Annotated in this window: 13 protein-coding genes and 1 tRNA gene; 8 read left to right on the forward strand and 6 right to left on the reverse strand. The window is 31.6% G+C overall.

Features of this window, described 5'->3' with window-relative positions; all coding sequences use genetic code 11:
* Nucleotides 1-421 precede the first annotated feature (421 nt).
* The 3 genes from IMX26_RS12480 (at nucleotide 422) to IMX26_RS12485 (ending at nucleotide 1,614) form a co-directional block, all read left to right on the forward strand.
* The gene (locus IMX26_RS12480) at nucleotides 422-901 is read left to right on the forward strand and encodes a hypothetical protein (protein ID WP_195158718.1); all 480 of its coding nucleotides are present in this window, start codon (nucleotides 422-424) and stop codon (nucleotides 899-901) included.
* Between the two features lie 88 nt (nucleotides 902-989).
* The gene (locus IMX26_RS18165; protein WP_279324857.1) at nucleotides 990-1,121 is read left to right on the forward strand and encodes a hypothetical protein; all 132 of its coding nucleotides are present in this window, start codon (nucleotides 990-992) and stop codon (nucleotides 1,119-1,121) included.
* Complete coding sequence (locus IMX26_RS12485) at nucleotides 1,102-1,614, forward strand: hypothetical protein (RefSeq protein WP_195158719.1); 513 nt, start codon at nucleotides 1,102-1,104, stop codon at nucleotides 1,612-1,614. The genes IMX26_RS18165 and IMX26_RS12485 overlap by 20 nt, the downstream gene beginning before the upstream one ends.
* Nucleotides 1,615-1,867: 253 nt before the next feature.
* On the opposite strand, the gene IMX26_RS12490 is transcribed toward IMX26_RS12485, so the two are convergent.
* From IMX26_RS12490 to IMX26_RS12505, 4 genes are all read right to left on the reverse strand, one after another.
* Nucleotides 1,868-4,258 carry an HD domain-containing phosphohydrolase gene (locus tag IMX26_RS12490; RefSeq protein ID WP_195158720.1) on the reverse strand — a complete coding sequence of 797 codons (2,391 nt, stop codon included), beginning with the start codon at nucleotides 4,256-4,258 and terminating at the stop codon, nucleotides 1,868-1,870.
* Between the two features lie 311 nt (nucleotides 4,259-4,569).
* Entirely contained in the window at nucleotides 4,570-6,642 is a 2,073-nt protein-coding gene (glyS, locus tag IMX26_RS12495; protein ID WP_195158721.1) for a glycine--tRNA ligase subunit beta, read from the reverse strand.
* On the reverse strand, nucleotides 6,642-7,559 hold the full coding sequence (gene glyQ, locus IMX26_RS12500) for a glycine--tRNA ligase subunit alpha (protein WP_195158722.1): 918 nt from the start codon (nucleotides 7,557-7,559) through the stop codon (nucleotides 6,642-6,644). The genes glyS and glyQ overlap by 1 nt, the downstream gene beginning before the upstream one ends.
* Nucleotides 7,560-7,828: 269 nt before the next feature.
* Nucleotides 7,829-8,563 (reverse strand): type II CAAX endopeptidase family protein, encoded by a 735-nt coding sequence (locus IMX26_RS12505; protein ID WP_195158723.1) that lies wholly within the window; start codon nucleotides 8,561-8,563, stop codon nucleotides 7,829-7,831.
* Between the two features lie 73 nt (nucleotides 8,564-8,636).
* On the opposite strand from IMX26_RS12505, the gene IMX26_RS12510 reads away from it, so the two are divergent.
* Nucleotides 8,637-9,167, forward strand: coding sequence for a 2'-5' RNA ligase family protein (locus tag IMX26_RS12510; RefSeq protein ID WP_195158724.1), 531 nt, complete (start codon nucleotides 8,637-8,639; stop codon nucleotides 9,165-9,167).
* 31 nt (nucleotides 9,168-9,198) lie between these two features.
* Here the strand turns inward: IMX26_RS12510 and IMX26_RS12515 are convergent, their stop codons facing one another.
* Nucleotides 9,199-10,818 (reverse strand): ankyrin repeat domain-containing protein, encoded by a 1,620-nt coding sequence (locus IMX26_RS12515; protein ID WP_195158725.1) that lies wholly within the window; start codon nucleotides 10,816-10,818, stop codon nucleotides 9,199-9,201.
* A gap of 296 nt (nucleotides 10,819-11,114) precedes the next feature.
* Between IMX26_RS12515 and IMX26_RS12520 the strand changes: the two genes are divergently transcribed.
* Nucleotides 11,115-11,405, forward strand: a complete 291-nt coding sequence (locus tag IMX26_RS12520; protein WP_195158726.1) for a YgiT-type zinc finger protein — start codon at nucleotides 11,115-11,117, stop codon at nucleotides 11,403-11,405.
* Nucleotides 11,406-11,611: 206 nt separating this feature from the next.
* Nucleotides 11,612-11,708 (forward strand) — tRNA-Sec (locus IMX26_RS12525).
* A gap of 157 nt (nucleotides 11,709-11,865) precedes the next feature.
* On the opposite strand, the gene IMX26_RS12530 is transcribed toward IMX26_RS12525, so the two are convergent.
* The gene (locus IMX26_RS12530) at nucleotides 11,866-12,570 is read right to left on the reverse strand and encodes a Crp/Fnr family transcriptional regulator (protein ID WP_195158727.1); all 705 of its coding nucleotides are present in this window, start codon (nucleotides 12,568-12,570) and stop codon (nucleotides 11,866-11,868) included.
* Nucleotides 12,571-12,739: 169 nt separating this feature from the next.
* Here IMX26_RS12530 and IMX26_RS12535 point away from each other — a divergent pair, with 169 nt between their 5' ends.
* A complete protein-coding gene (locus tag IMX26_RS12535; RefSeq protein WP_243259138.1) occupies nucleotides 12,740-13,609 on the forward strand; it encodes an MBL fold metallo-hydrolase in 870 nt (289 codons plus the stop codon).
* Nucleotides 13,610-13,815: 206 nt separating this feature from the next.
* On the forward strand, nucleotides 13,816-14,460 hold the full coding sequence (locus IMX26_RS12540) for an Mpv17/PMP22 family protein (RefSeq protein WP_195158728.1): 645 nt from the start codon (nucleotides 13,816-13,818) through the stop codon (nucleotides 14,458-14,460).
* Nucleotides 14,461-14,472: the final 12 nt, after the last annotated feature.

Genomic DNA, 14,472 nt, shown 5'->3' on the forward strand with positions numbered 1-14,472 from the left:
TAGATAAAAGTCTTGCCATATTTTTTATTACAATTTTTTTATACAAAAGCATACTTATCTGTATTGTCCTTGCGATTGATTACAAAGGATATCAATAATTTAATTGATGAATACAGAATATTAATAAAAGGTGTTACATTTTGAATAGTAGTTATAGAAATAAACAGTGGATAAATTAATTTATATGCTACCAATTAGGTCTTAAAAATGACCAATTGAAAAATATTTTACACGAATATGTTTAAAGATAGTAAAATACCAATATATATGGAGGTAATTTGGTTATTTACAAGAAAATAAAAATTTAGTTATGGTATTCATACATCAGTAGTTCGGTGATATATTAGTAAGATAAAAAACAATTAAAGAAATAATCAACGTTGTTCTAAACACATTAAAAATATAACTGAGGAGTTTAAAAATGATTAATAAAATTGTAAAATTGTATTCTTTTAAGTTTATGCTGTTATCATTACTTATCGTAAGCCTATTATGTTTACACGTAAATAATGTTCATGCTTTGGAAGTTCAAAATATTGCTGAATTTAGGTTTGTTGATACTGATGGAGTAGAAATAAAGGATATTGATTGCCAATTCTATATGTATGATAGTAATGGTAATATAATTGAAATTGGAAAAGCTATTAAAAATGAATACGGGGCATACTATTTAAATAATAGTTTGATAGATTTCAATAAAATTGGAGATAGTGATTATGTACACTTTAACCTGAAAGCTTTTGCTACAGGTAAACGCTTAATATCATATGACTGGTCAGAGAAAAGAAGTAATCTTGAAAATAGATTTAGTAGATTGAGTATTGATAAACAGAGTATAAATAAAGCAAAAGAACTAACAATGATTAGCTTAAATCAATGGTCAAACACCTCAAGGAACTAAAGTATTATTAGTAAAAGGAGGAGATAGAAAAGAACGGATGTCTGGAAGCGTAACGTATACAGCAGGCTAGACTTATGGAGGTGCTTCAATGCAGAATAAAGTTGCTTACGGATCCTCATCAGAGATATTTCATAGAAACGATGATGCACTAGGTGTAGAATACACAGTATTCAAACCAGATGCAGGTAGAGACATTTGGTATGCTACAAGAACAAAATAAACGTATTATCATAGTCGTTGTCATAATTAGTATCTCTATTATAGGTATATTATCCTATAATAGCTTAAAAGATTATGCTAATAAACAGGTTCTTATAAGCTGGGTAGGATTAACACAACATCCTGGTGTGACTGAAAAAGATAACAATCTAGTTAACATAGTACATGTAATTCATGGTCCAAAAAATGGTAAATTAGCACTTCAGGAAGTAGAAATTGATGATTATTATGATATGGAATTAATCGAGACCCATTTTTATAGGGGTGAAGCTAGGGATATTCCTTGGTTTGGTAAAATACCTGATTCAGTAAAAAGTAAATTTAGCAATATTAAAGGGGCTGTGCTAACTAAGGATGCTAATAGCATGCATGACTATATTATTACTACATTTAAAATTACTGGAGATTCTCCAAAAGGTAGCTTTAAGAAGAGAGTTGTCTATAATTGGTATTTTATTAAGTGTGAGATAATCAGAGAGACTGAACCATATTAGTTATTTTATAGCTACATACTTATAATTAAATAGAGGGAGCTGTCACATTATAATAAAAATGCGAATGTGGCAGCTTTTTTAAACTTTGGTTAACGGTTTAGTATTCACACTACCACATCACTTAATATCCGCGTTAGCCCAATCCGCGAAACGAAGTGCAGCCCATACCATGAGGTGAAACCGAATCCACCCCGTGTTTCATTTATGAAACACCCACCCCAAAATAAAAAGGCGCTACTAAAAGCGCCAATTTTTATTTTCTTCTATGTTTTTTATTAATAATTTTAAGCAATATATCAACCACTACGGGGTCAAATTTGCTTCCTGCATCTCTTTCTAGTATAGATATGGCAGTTAGTATGGGTATGCTTTTTCTATATGGTCTATCGCTAGTCATGGCATCATAAGCGTCAGCTACCGCTAGTATTTTAGACTGAATAGGTATCTCGTTGTCTTTTATACCTTTGGGATAACCACTTCCATCTAGTCGCTCGTGATGAGCAAGTACAAAATCTGCAATATGGGACATGTTTTGTGAAGCATTTAATATTCTATAACCTATCTCTGGATGGCGTTTTATATCGTTCCATTCTTCTGGTGTTAAGGGTTCAATTTTATTTAAGATACTATCATTAATTGCTATTTTACCTATATCATGCATTAAACCTGCTAGGCTAAGTTCGTTGATCATTTTATCACTTAGTCCCATTTCTACTCCAATTTCAGCACATAATTTACTTACCCTATTAGAGTGAGATTGTTCTCTGGGGTTTTTTTCATGTAGGGTAGTTAAAATCATGTTAATTGTATTAGCCTTACGACTTTGGCGTTCTATGAGTTTATTTCTATACATCATATCTTCAGCTTTTATCATTATGGCGTTAATGTTTTGAGAGCTGTGAATTTTAGTTTCATGGCCCAGAGATATTGAGCATTCTGTACCAGATATATTAACCTGAGAACAATTATGTTTAATTTTTTCGCAAATGGCTTTTGCTTCTTTTGAATTAGTGTTATGCAGTAAAACAATAAACTCATCGCCACCCCAACGGGCAATTATATCTCCTTTGCGACAAGATTTTTCAATTGCTCTGGCCATTTGTTTTAGTAACTTATCTCCCTCAAGATGTCCAAAGGCATCATTTACTAACTTTAAACCATTAACATCACCAATAATAATTGTAATTGGTAGGTTTTCAATCTTATTAGTACGTCTTAGCTCTTCATCAAAAAATCTTCTATTATATAAATCTGTTAAGCTATCGTGGTAACCCATATAAGTTATTTTTTGCTGAGTACGTTTTTCTTCGGTAGCATCTCTAAACACCAAAACAGTACCTTTAATATCTCCTGTATCATCTTTAATGGGAGCAGCACTGTCTGCTATTGGTTTTTCAGTACCATCTTTACAGATTAGCAAGGTGTGGTTTGCTAATCCTACTACTTTACCTGTAGAGAGTACTTTTTCAACTGGATCCTCTACAGGATGCCTACTATACTCATTTATGATATTAAAAACCTTTTTAATAGGTAAACCTATAACTTCTTCTTCTTTCCAACCAGATATATCTTCACATACCCTATTTATCATGGTAATATTACCTGCTTTATCGGTAGTTATTACACCATCACCAACAGATAGTAAAGTAACCTTATAACGCTCTTCACTTTCTGTGAGTTTTTTTAAGGCAATCATTTGCTCTGTTATGTCGTGAATAATAGCATAAATTAGTCGTTGATTTTTAATAACAATAGGGCAAGTGTAAACCTCTACATCCCTAATCTCTCGAGATGCTAAGCGATGTTTAAAGTGAAATCTTAGTAGTTGGGGGCCTTTTACATCAATATGACTTTTTATTACTAGGTCTGAATTAACATCTATGTCATAAATAGTCATGCTTTTTAATTCTGCTTCATTCCAGCCATAGTATTTACAAGCTGCTGGATTCGCATCATTTATTACACCATCTATAGGATTTATTAGTAAAACAATAGCATGATTTTTTTCAAATAAACTTCTATACCTATTTTCACTCTCTGCTAAGCTAATATAAGTGAGTAATTGATTGTGTTGGTTAAGCATTAGCTGACCTAACAGGATTATTGCAGTTGGGAAAATTGTAAATACAGGTAAAAAAAGATTTTTAAATAACATAAGCTTTGCATCTTGAGGAATAAGAAAGGTGGTTAGGATATGAGTTAAACTAACACCTAAACCCAAGATCAACAACTCTTTAATACCATTTTTTTTATGGGCTAATATTTTAGGGAAGTAGTACTTATGAAATAGTAGACCTAAAGCTCCAGAGAAAAATATTGATAAAACACCTGGCAACGCTCCTATTCCACCTATGTATAGTCGATACGCCGAAGCAATAAAGGCACATACTGCAGTTGGTATAAAACCTAAAAACATACCTGTAATTGAGAGTAATACCTCTCGTGTATCAAACTGAATTCCAGGAGCAAACTGAAAGGGATTAGACAGTATAGCAATAGCTACTATCCCTAATAAAAAACCCATAATAGCTTTACGTATTTTTATATATTTAACTGTATTAAGTGGCATAATTGAATACAGCACACTTAAAGCAAGCAATAACATTGTATTAGATAATAAACCCTTTAATAGTTCGCTATTCATAGTAATAGTTCACCTCATACAGTATTTTACAATAAAATAATTTTACCCTTATGCTCGACACAATTCAACATTAAACGCTAAGAAAAATTAAATTAAAATTTAAAATTAATAATATTAGGTCAAGGTTGATATTTTTTGTTACATTTATGGTAAATTTTAATATATTTTTATGTAGTATAAAGGTTATTATTACTTATAATTTTAGGATTGAATTTATATGGGTGAGACTCAAAATTTATAGAACGGTTAATAGATATAATAACTAGATAAGGGGCTATTGCAAATTTTATTTATGCAAAGCCCCTCTTAATTTATTCTACTACAACTTTTGTAAAATCAGCTAATCTATTTGCCATAGTTACTATCTGCTGTAACAAGGCTAATCTATTATTTTTAATCTGATTATTTTTATCCATGACCATTACGTTATCGAAAAACTCATTAATCTCTTGCTCTAAATCTGCAAATAGTGTTAAAGCAGTAGTATAGTCTTTATCCTCTACAGCTTTATCATAATTGTTTTGTAATGATATAAACTTATCATATAGCTTTGTTTCGTACTCACTAATAAATTTACTAGGGTCAAGCTTTTGTTTACTGGCCTTTTGAGATAAGTTATTGGCCCGTTTAAAGGCTGTTATTAGTGAGCTAAATTCTTTACTTTTTTTGATTTTACTTAAAGCAGATACTTTGCAGTAGCTACCATAAATATCATCAATCTCAGCTGTTAATACACTATCAACTACATCGTAACTAAAGCCCATAGTAGTTTGTAGTAAATGTCTTAACCTAGCTACAAATAAATCGTTAACATCTTCATAAATACAGTCGCTAATTTTATTTAAATGCTGTAAACTCTCTACCACTGCCTTCACAAGAGCCTTTAAGGATAATGATATTTTGTTATCAATAACAATTCTACAAATTCCAGCAGCTTGTCTTCTTAATCCATAGGGGTCTTGAGAACCACTGGCTTTAAGTCCCACAGCTAAACAGCCAACTATGGTGTCTATTTTATCAGCAATAGCCACCACTATACCTTGAGTTGTTTCTGGTAAATCGTCATCAGCACCCTGTGGCAAATAATGCTCTCTAATTGCTTTAGCTACATTAACTGGGTAGCCTTCATGCTTGGCATACTTTTCACCCATAATGCCTTGTAGCTCAGGAAACTCATATACCATGTTGGTTGCTAAATCAGCTTTACACAACTTTGCAGCGGCTATAGTTTGTTTGGCTTCCTGTTCATTGAGCTTAAGCGCTTCAGTAATAAATTGACTTAAAGCAATAATACGTAAGCTTTTTTCATAAATAGTACCTAATTGCTCTTGAAAAACTACTGTTTTGAGTTTGTTCATGTAAAACTCTAAACTATTTTTCTTATCTTCTTCAAAGAAAAAACGAGCATCTGCTAAGCGAGCAGCCAATACCTTTTCATTACCAGAGATAACTGTTTGAATATGTTCAATTACTCCATTTCGTACACCAACAAAGTAATCTGCTAAGCTATTATCGCTGTACCGTACGGGAAAGTACCTTTGGTGCTCACGCATAGGTGTAATAATAGCCTCTTCTGGCATTTTTAAATACTCATTATTAAAGCTACCTAAAAATGCTGTTGGGTATTCAACTAAACAGGTTATTTCGGTTAATAAGTCTTCATCGACTAACACCTTAACACCTTTATTGTTTTCTATTTCTTTAATTTGATTTAAAATTAAATCTTTTCTTTCATTCATATCAGCAATTACATAGTTATCTTTGAGTATGTTTAGGTAATTACTGGCATTATCAATTTTAATTGAACCTTTTCCTAAAAAGCGATGACTACGTGAATAAAATCCTGATTTAACATTGGCATATTCAATTTGAACTAATTCATCATCTATTAAAGCAACTAACCATCTTATAGGGCGAGCAAATTTTATGCTATTGCTACCCCAACGCATAGGCTTAGGAAAGTTTAATTTTGAGATTAAAGTAACTAATAGTTGTGGTATAATTTCTTTTGCAGGTTTACCCTGTGTTTTTTTAATGGCGTAAATATACTCTTGACCTTTTAGCTCTTTTTTGATTAAGTTTTGAGGATCTAATTTAAGCTTTTTAGCAAACCCCAAACCAGCTTTAGTTAAGTTTCCGTCATCATCATAGGCGATTCGAGCTGGTGGACCTTTTATCTCTTCAGTTAAATTAGGTTGATTAACTGATAACTCATTAACCATTAAAGTTAATCGTCTGGGTGTAGCGTAGGTATTAATGTTTTTGTATGTTAACCGAGCCTCAGTTAACATTTTTGCAGCGTTATTTTTAAGCTGTTGTAGTGCAGGAGGAATAAACGCTGCTGGGATCTCTTCTGTACCAATTTCTAATAGTAGTTTTGTCATTATTCTTCCTCCTTGTTATAAAAATTCAACCAATACTGGCGTTGTGCTTCATCTTTAATTAACGGAAAACCAAGATTTCGGCGTGATTCAAAATACTGTTCAGCGCACGAACGTGCTAGGTTTCTTATTCTACCAATATAGGCTGTTCTTTCGGTTACACTTATTGCCCCCCGAGCATCTAATAGGTTAAAGGTGTGAGAGCATTTTAAGGCTTGGTCATAAGCAGGCAGTACTAGCTGATGGCCTACTAAATTAATAGCCTCTTGTTCGTGTAAATCAAACATTTTAAACAGGATATCTGTATTAGCATAGGTAAAATTATAGTGTGAAAACTCTACCTCATTTTGTTTATAAATATCTCCATATGTTAGGCCGTTGACCCATTCAAGATCTAAAATACTGTCTACATTTTGAATATAGGTACATAAACGCTCTAATCCATAAGTAATTTCACCACTAACAGGTGTACAGTCTAGTCCGCCACATTGTTGAAAATAAGTAAATTGAGTAATCTCCATACCATCTAACCATACTTCCCAACCAAGTCCCCATGCACCTAGCGTAGGTGACTCCCAGTTGTCTTCCACAAAACGAATATCGTGTTTAGTGGGGTCAATACCAATTGCTTTTAAGCTATCTAAATAAATTTCTTGAATATTATCAGGTGATGGTTTTAAAATAACTTGATATTGATAATAATGTTGTACTCGGTTAGGATTTTCACCATATCTACCATCAGTGGGTCGTCTGCAAGGCTCTATGTAGGCAGCTTTATAAGGCTCTGGACCCAAAGCACGTAAAAACGTAGTAGGGTTCATTGTTCCAGCACCTTTTTCTATGTCATAAGGTTGGTGTATTATACAACCTTGTTCTCCCCAAAATTTATTTAGGGTTAATACCAACTCTTGAAAATTCATAGTTATTACTCCTTTATATTACTATCGTAGCTTATAAGGCAGTGATTAAAATAGTAGGACTTCTTATAAAGTATTATTTCCATAAAAGCATGGTAAATAAACGATAATATTTTCTTCACTTAAAGGTAACAAAGCCTAACCACAGTGTCAAGTTTTTATTAAAATAGTAGCTAATAATCTAAATCAAACGATTAGCTAAAGCCAATGGTAACCTAATTAATTCACAATAAATAAAAAAAGCAATTGCTTTTAACAATTGCTTAAAAAATTTAGTTTGCATATGTTGCTATCAGCATCATGAGCATAGCAAAGGTATTATTAAATATATGAGCAACCATGGCACCATAAATAGATTTAGTTTTATTATAAGCAATACCAAAACACATACCTAGTGTAAATAAGCTAGGAAGCTGGTACCAGTCGAAATGAATTATAGCAAAAATAAGACTGGCAATAACTAGACCTTTAATTGGGGTAGTATTATGTTGAATAGTGCGCTGTAAAACCCCTCTAAATATAATCTCTTCAAATACTGGTATAATAAAAGAGGCAAAAGCCATGGTCATAATTAATTGCATGCCACTAAGGTTTTTAAGAACTTGGGTTATGTTTTGCTCAGTTGGTGTTATACCAACTAAATCGTAAATAAAGCTCATTGTTACTCCAATAATTAAGTTTAAAACGATGCCAATTGCGCCCCATTTTAACCCAGTTAAAATTACCCTTTGAGATTTTTTAAATAGATCATAAATAGTCTCTCTAAAACCGTATACTATGGCTATCGAAGCCATGTAGCCAAGATTAGAGGCAAGTGATAAAATAATAGTACCAATAGAAGATTGCATAAAGGCTTGGGTATCCGAACCTTTAATTATGCCAATAGCAAAGCCTGTCAGTATTTCAAATATGAGAGCTAAACCAATAACAACTATTAGATTTTTATATGACAGTGACATTTTATTATTATTTTGTTCGGGTGGAAAATCATAATTATTTTCAATCATATTAGTTTCTCCTATAATGTTTATGATAATATCATAACAATTAATTTTATTAACAGCAAGGAAGGTTAAAGAAATGCCAAATACATGTTATGGAATAATTGCTTTATTTAACAAAGAAGCTAATGATAAATTTAGTAAACTAAAAACAGCATTAAAAGAAAATGATATTCAAAGATTAGATTTACCGCCTCATATTACTTTGGCTATTTATGAAAATATTGATTTAGAGCCATTAAAAGAATGGTTTATAGAATGTTCTCAAAATGAAAAAGTACTACCCATATATTTTAATCATTTAGGTTTGTTTGGTTTAAATGTTTTATTCTTAGCTCCTAAAGCAAACGAAAAGCTCTTAAATTTGCATAAAAAGGTTCATGAAAAGTTCGATAATAAATATGGTGAGTTAGGTTATCATTATAGCTTACACTCTGGTGAATATGTGCCCCATGCTTCGTTAGTGGTTAGTGAAAAAGACAAAGTCTTAAAGGCTGTTGAAGTTATTTCTGAGAACTTTACAGCTTTTAACGCTGAAATAGTAGAGTTATGTTTGTGTACTTTTTATCCTATGAAAGTAATAGAGACAATTTCGTTAAAAAGAAACTAGAGTATTAATTAAATAAAAGACTGCTAATTAGTTAAGTATTCTTAAGTAATTCTATTATGTCATGATAATTATTTTCGATAGCAATATCTAAGGCTGTTTTGCCTTGATTGTTTTGGATATTTATATCAGCACCATAATCTATTAGAACTTTAACGAAGTCTAATTTATTATTTTGTACGGAGAAAAGGATAGGTATAAATAAATCATTCTTTACATCTGGATTAGCACCAATAGCTAATAAGTACTTTGTTGCTTCTAGGGAGTTGCCAGCTATAGCGTAATTTAAACATCTATCATAATTAGCACCTTTGCCTATTAAATATTCCATTAGTTTTAAATTGCTGTTATAGGTTGCAATTTCTAAGGAAGTGGAATAAGGTCCAAAGTTAAATTCAGCCTGACATTCTATATTCGCACCATTATTTAGTAGTAAATCAATTATTTCATAGTTTTCATTATCACAAGCTATTATAAAAGCCTCTCTGGGATAACCCGCATCAGCACTTGCTCCATGCTTTATAAGGTATTTAACTAAGGCTATGTCATTACCAGCTACAGCATTGGCAATAGCAAAGCTAGGGTTAGCACCCTTTACTAATAAATAATCAATAATTTTTAAGTTTCCTTTGTTTATTACAATTGAAAGTGCTGTAATAAGATTATATTCACTATGTACATTAGGGTCAGCACCATGTTCAATAAGTAGTTTTATTAAATTAAATTCATTATGACTAGCAACAATTAATAGAGGGTAGTTATCAAACTTAATGTTTAAGTTGGGGTCAAATCCTTCTTTTAAATAAATCTCTATAGCATCATAGTTACCATCTTCTAAGCTAGCTATATAGCCTTTACTGTTGTTCTGATATCCAAGCTTAAATAACTGCTTGTGAAAAAAGCCATTATTAGCTATATTGTTTAGGTTTGCACCATACTCTGCTAATAGTGTAAAGATTTCAAAATCACCAATATCAATAGCGAGCTGTAGTGGTAAAACTTCTTTGCAACAATTTGGGTCAGCTCCATTTTTTAAAAGAGTTTCTATAACATTTAAATTTTCAGTAGTGATTGCTATAGCTAAAGCTTTAATTTTATTAATATCAGTTTCGTATTGTGTTAGTAAATTTATCATGTCTATATCTTCATTTTCAATAGCTAACTGAATAGGCATAGGCGAGTTAGCTATGTTGGGGTTAGCCCCCTGTTTCAATAAAAACTCGGCTGTAGAAATACTTCTGGACTCTACTGCAACTAATAGGGGAATAGGATTATTGCTTAATTTTGCTCCATTTTTTAGTAATAAATCAATAGTAATTGTGTTATTTCTTTTGCAGGCTATTACTAACGGACTATCTGCAGAGTTTACATTAGCTCCACTATCTATTAACATTTGCATTATTTCAGGATTTTGTACACTAGTTGCATAATACAAAGGGCTTTTATCATGATTGCTTAACTTATTAACATCAGCTCCTAGTTCAACAAAAATAGAGACTACTTTTTTATTACCCATTTTAATACTATTTATAAAGTCTTCATGGGTGAATTGGTAACCATTATTCTTTAGTTGAGATTTTTGAACTAGTTCACATCCTGTCAATAGAATGAAAAATGCCAACATAATAAGTAAATATTTACATAATGATTTCATAATTACTCCTTTTACCTCAATAATCTTGAGTGAAAATAATGGAATTTATTATTTATTATAGCATGTTGTAAGGGTGATTATATTGTAACTTGTTAACCTTATTCATTTTTAACACTTATAGGAATTAAAAATGTACAGTTTATAAAATAGCTTTTATCATAACTCTTGATTTTAAATAACTAGATGATAAAATAACGTTGTCATTAATCTAATTATTGCAATAACTTAGTAATGATATTTTGATTTAAACTAAAGGTGAGTTATAATATATAAAACGTTTTTTATGAGGTGGTTATATGGCCCGTTTGTTAGAGCATCCTAAATTTGTACCATGTCCTGCATGTGGTAATACTGTTAATGTTAGTACCGTTGAGGTTAGCATTAAGGCTGGTAAAGGTACAATTGTAATACAAGATGTACCCCAATACGAGTGTGAATGTGGTAGTTTATTTGTACCACAAGAAACTGAAAATATAATAGCTTCGCTTCAGCAGGACAAAAGCTTACAGGCTAAAGGTAAAGTGAAAATTAGGTATTCAGATTTACGTAAAAAGGGTATTAATTCTATTAAAAAAAGATTAAGCTAAGCATTCTTCGGAATGCTTTTTTAAATTAATATTAATCTAAATTAAATTACAATTAAGGGTCATTATGGGTAGTTTGTTTAAATTAATTTTTAACGTAATAGTCATATGGTAATAAGGTGGTTAGATAGCAAAAATTTATTTTATTGCTTTGTTGACAATTGAATTTATTTTGCTATAATAAGATTCTAAATGTAACAGCCCAATATGGGAGTAGATAGGTGCTGGTGTGCCTACTGGACTTCAAATCCAGCTTCGGGTGTTAAGAGCATCCGGGGTGGGTTCGATTCCCACATACTCCCGCCATAAAAAAACTCAGCCGAAAGGCTGAGTTTTTTTTATAAAGTTTGCCAAATCAAACTTTACTTCACCGACAAAGTCACTTCATATTGCAAAGCAATACTTCATGTTACGAAGTAACACTTCATTATTTTACTAATATGTTATGTTATAAAGTGACCCTTTACTGCTGAAAACATTCACCAAAAGCCAATTCATAGAGCTTATCCATATCTTTTATAGTTAATAGTTTATTTTTATAATCAAGGATATTAGCTGTTTTTAGCTGATTCATTGCTTTAGTTACAGTTATCCTATGTAAGGAGTTGATAGAGGCAATTTCGGCCTGAGTTATTTCCTGTTGTATTAACAAACCTTTCTCTGTTTGTTTACCAAAATCTAAGGCAAAAAAGTATAAAAATTTACATACTTGAACAAGCGGTTTGCAAAACGACATTGTTTGTATTTGGTTAATCAGTACCCTTATTTTGTTGGCCATGGTTGTAGTAATATATTTATGTAATGATGGATATTCAGCAAGTAATCTCTCAAATAAGCTTTTTTTAAAAGCATATACTACACAATTTTCGGTAGCTATAATAGAGGCATTACTAGGTAGTTGATGAAAATAGGGAGTATCGCCAATTATATTTCCTGCCAAGGTATGCCAGTAGGTTTTTTCTTTGCCGTTTATTGTTACAGTAATAATTTTTACCTTTCCAGTAGCAAGGTAATAAACCGAATCCACTATATTACCTTGACTAATAATATAACTATCTTTTGAATATGTTTTTTTAATACCATAGGGTAATATTTCTTCAACAGTGTTTAAATCTATTTTATTATCAAGCCAGGGTAATAAAGAGCAGGAACTAAATCCTTCATTCATTTCAGACTCTCCCTTGGTTTTATAAAATAAGTATAGTATATTCTACATATATTTTAAAATATTTAGGTTACAAACATTAATTTAATTAAACGTTGTGTAGCGATAACTACATTGCAAGTTAGGTATATATGATAAATTTAAAGAAATTCTTTTAGAGGAGTTAAAGATTGTGAAAACAAAAGTAGTAATGTTAGGTACAGGCACGCCTAACCCAGTACCAGAGCGTTCAGGCCCTTGTGTTGCCATTGTTGTAGGTGAAAGCTCTTATCTTGTAGATATTGGCTCAGGGGTAACCCGTCAGGCTCAAAAGGCGGTTCAAGAAGGAATTACTGGTTTAAAGGTAGGTAATTTAAAAAGAGCATTTATTACCCACTTACATTCAGACCACACGCTGGGATTTGCTGACTTAATATTAACCCCATGGGTTTTAGAACGATCAGAGCCACTGATAGTATTTGGTCCTCAAGGAACAAAAGAGATGACACGTATGTTGCTTAACGCTTATCAAGTAGATATAAATGCCCGTATAAATGGTTTAGAGCAGGCGAATAAAGTTGGTATACAAGTAGATTCTCATGAAATTTTAGAGGGCTTAATATATGAAGATGAGTTAGTAAAAGTAGAGGCTATTAAAGTAAATCATCCACCCTTTGAGGCCTATGCTTACAAATTTATTACACCAGACAAAACCATTGTAATTTCTGGTGATACAGCTCCATGTGATAATTTAATTAAACAGGCTAAAGGCTGTGATATATTAGTTCATGAGGTATATTCCAGTACAGGTATTAAAAAAAGAGATGCCAAATGGCATAAATACCATAGTACTGTTCATACATCGAGCCTAGACTTAGGACAAATTGCCAACAAAATTAATCCAAGATTATTGATTTTATATCACCAATTATTTATGGTTGATGAAAATGAAACAGGAGATGGGCAAGCGCTAATCACAAGAGAGCAAGAGATGATACAGCAAATAAAACAAGGATTTAAGGGAACTATAGTGTCTGCTAAAGATATACAAGTATTTGAGTAATTAAAAATAAAGTTGGAGTTCATAAAAATGAACTCTTTTTTACTTTATAAGAATAAGTAAATTCTCAGTTGTAGGAATTATACTTAAAAATATAATACAAAATTTGGCTTATTATTAATGGCTTCATTTAATCGGGTATGTTAGAATAAATGAAGATATTTGATTTAACTATATCAAAGATAAATTTTATATATGAGGAGATATATATGAAAAAAGGGGATTTTTTATGGGGGGCAGTTTTAGTGCTCTTTGCAGCTATATTAATAGTGCCATCTACACATAAGGTTTTTATGTCATTTACCTTAGCCCATCCATTTATTAGTGGGTTCATTAAGTTTGCAATTTTAGCAACAATGGGTGAACTTTTAGCTATAAGAATAACTAAAGGAAATTGGGTAATGCCAGTTGGTGTTTTTTATAAAATGTTTATTTGGGGTTTTTTAGGTATGGTAATAACTCTAATATTTAAAATATATGGTGGGGGAATTACTTTAGCAATGAGCAATGGGGTACTACCTGGTGGTAATTCTAAGCTTTTATTTGCATTTTTTGTGGCATCAATAATGAACTGTACTTTTGGGCCTTCTTTTATGGCTTTTCACAGATGTACAGATACATTTATTGATTTAAAATATGCAAAAGGCGGTAAAATAAGCTTAAAAGAAGTGACTTTAGCCATAGATTGGAATGGCTTTGTTTCTTTTGTAGTATTAAAGACTATTCCAATATTTTGGATACCGGCTCATACAATTACTTTTTTACTTCCTGAAGAATACAGGGTATTAGTAGCAGCAGGATTATCTATTGCATTGGGTTGTATATTAGCTTTTGCTAAAAGAAAAAAATCTTAAATGTGGATTATA

Source organism: Clostridium sp. 'deep sea', assembly GCF_014931565.1.
Lineage (GTDB): Bacteria > Bacillota > UBA994 > PWPR01 > PWPR01.

What these genes read in the sequence shown, in the direction of transcription:
- IMX26_RS12540 (WP_195158728.1), top strand. Translation starts at nt 13,816, where the DNA reads ATGAAAAAAGGGGATTTTTTATGGGGGGCAGTTTTAGTGCTCTTTGCA.
- IMX26_RS12515 (WP_195158725.1), bottom strand. Translation starts at nt 10,818, where the DNA reads ATGAAATCATTATGTAAATATTTACTTATTATGTTGGCATTTTTCATT.
- IMX26_RS12490 (WP_195158720.1), bottom strand. Translation starts at nt 4,258, where the DNA reads ATGAATAGCGAACTATTAAAGGGTTTATTATCTAATACAATGTTATTG.
- IMX26_RS18165 (WP_279324857.1), top strand. Translation starts at nt 990, where the DNA reads ATGCAGAATAAAGTTGCTTACGGATCCTCATCAGAGATATTTCATAGA.
- IMX26_RS12530 (WP_195158727.1), bottom strand. Translation starts at nt 12,570, where the DNA reads ATGAATGAAGGATTTAGTTCCTGCTCTTTATTACCCTGGCTTGATAAT.
- glyS (WP_195158721.1), bottom strand. Translation starts at nt 6,642, where the DNA reads ATGACAAAACTACTATTAGAAATTGGTACAGAAGAGATCCCAGCAGCG.
- glyQ (WP_195158722.1), bottom strand. Translation starts at nt 7,559, where the DNA reads ATGAATTTTCAAGAGTTGGTATTAACCCTAAATAAATTTTGGGGAGAA.
- IMX26_RS12485 (WP_195158719.1), top strand. Translation starts at nt 1,102, where the DNA reads ATGCTACAAGAACAAAATAAACGTATTATCATAGTCGTTGTCATAATT.
- IMX26_RS12520 (WP_195158726.1), top strand. Translation starts at nt 11,115, where the DNA reads ATGGCCCGTTTGTTAGAGCATCCTAAATTTGTACCATGTCCTGCATGT.
- IMX26_RS12505 (WP_195158723.1), bottom strand. Translation starts at nt 8,563, where the DNA reads ATGATTGAAAATAATTATGATTTTCCACCCGAACAAAATAATAATAAA.
- IMX26_RS12480 (WP_195158718.1), top strand. Translation starts at nt 422, where the DNA reads ATGATTAATAAAATTGTAAAATTGTATTCTTTTAAGTTTATGCTGTTA.
- IMX26_RS12510 (WP_195158724.1), top strand. Translation starts at nt 8,637, where the DNA reads ATGCCAAATACATGTTATGGAATAATTGCTTTATTTAACAAAGAAGCT.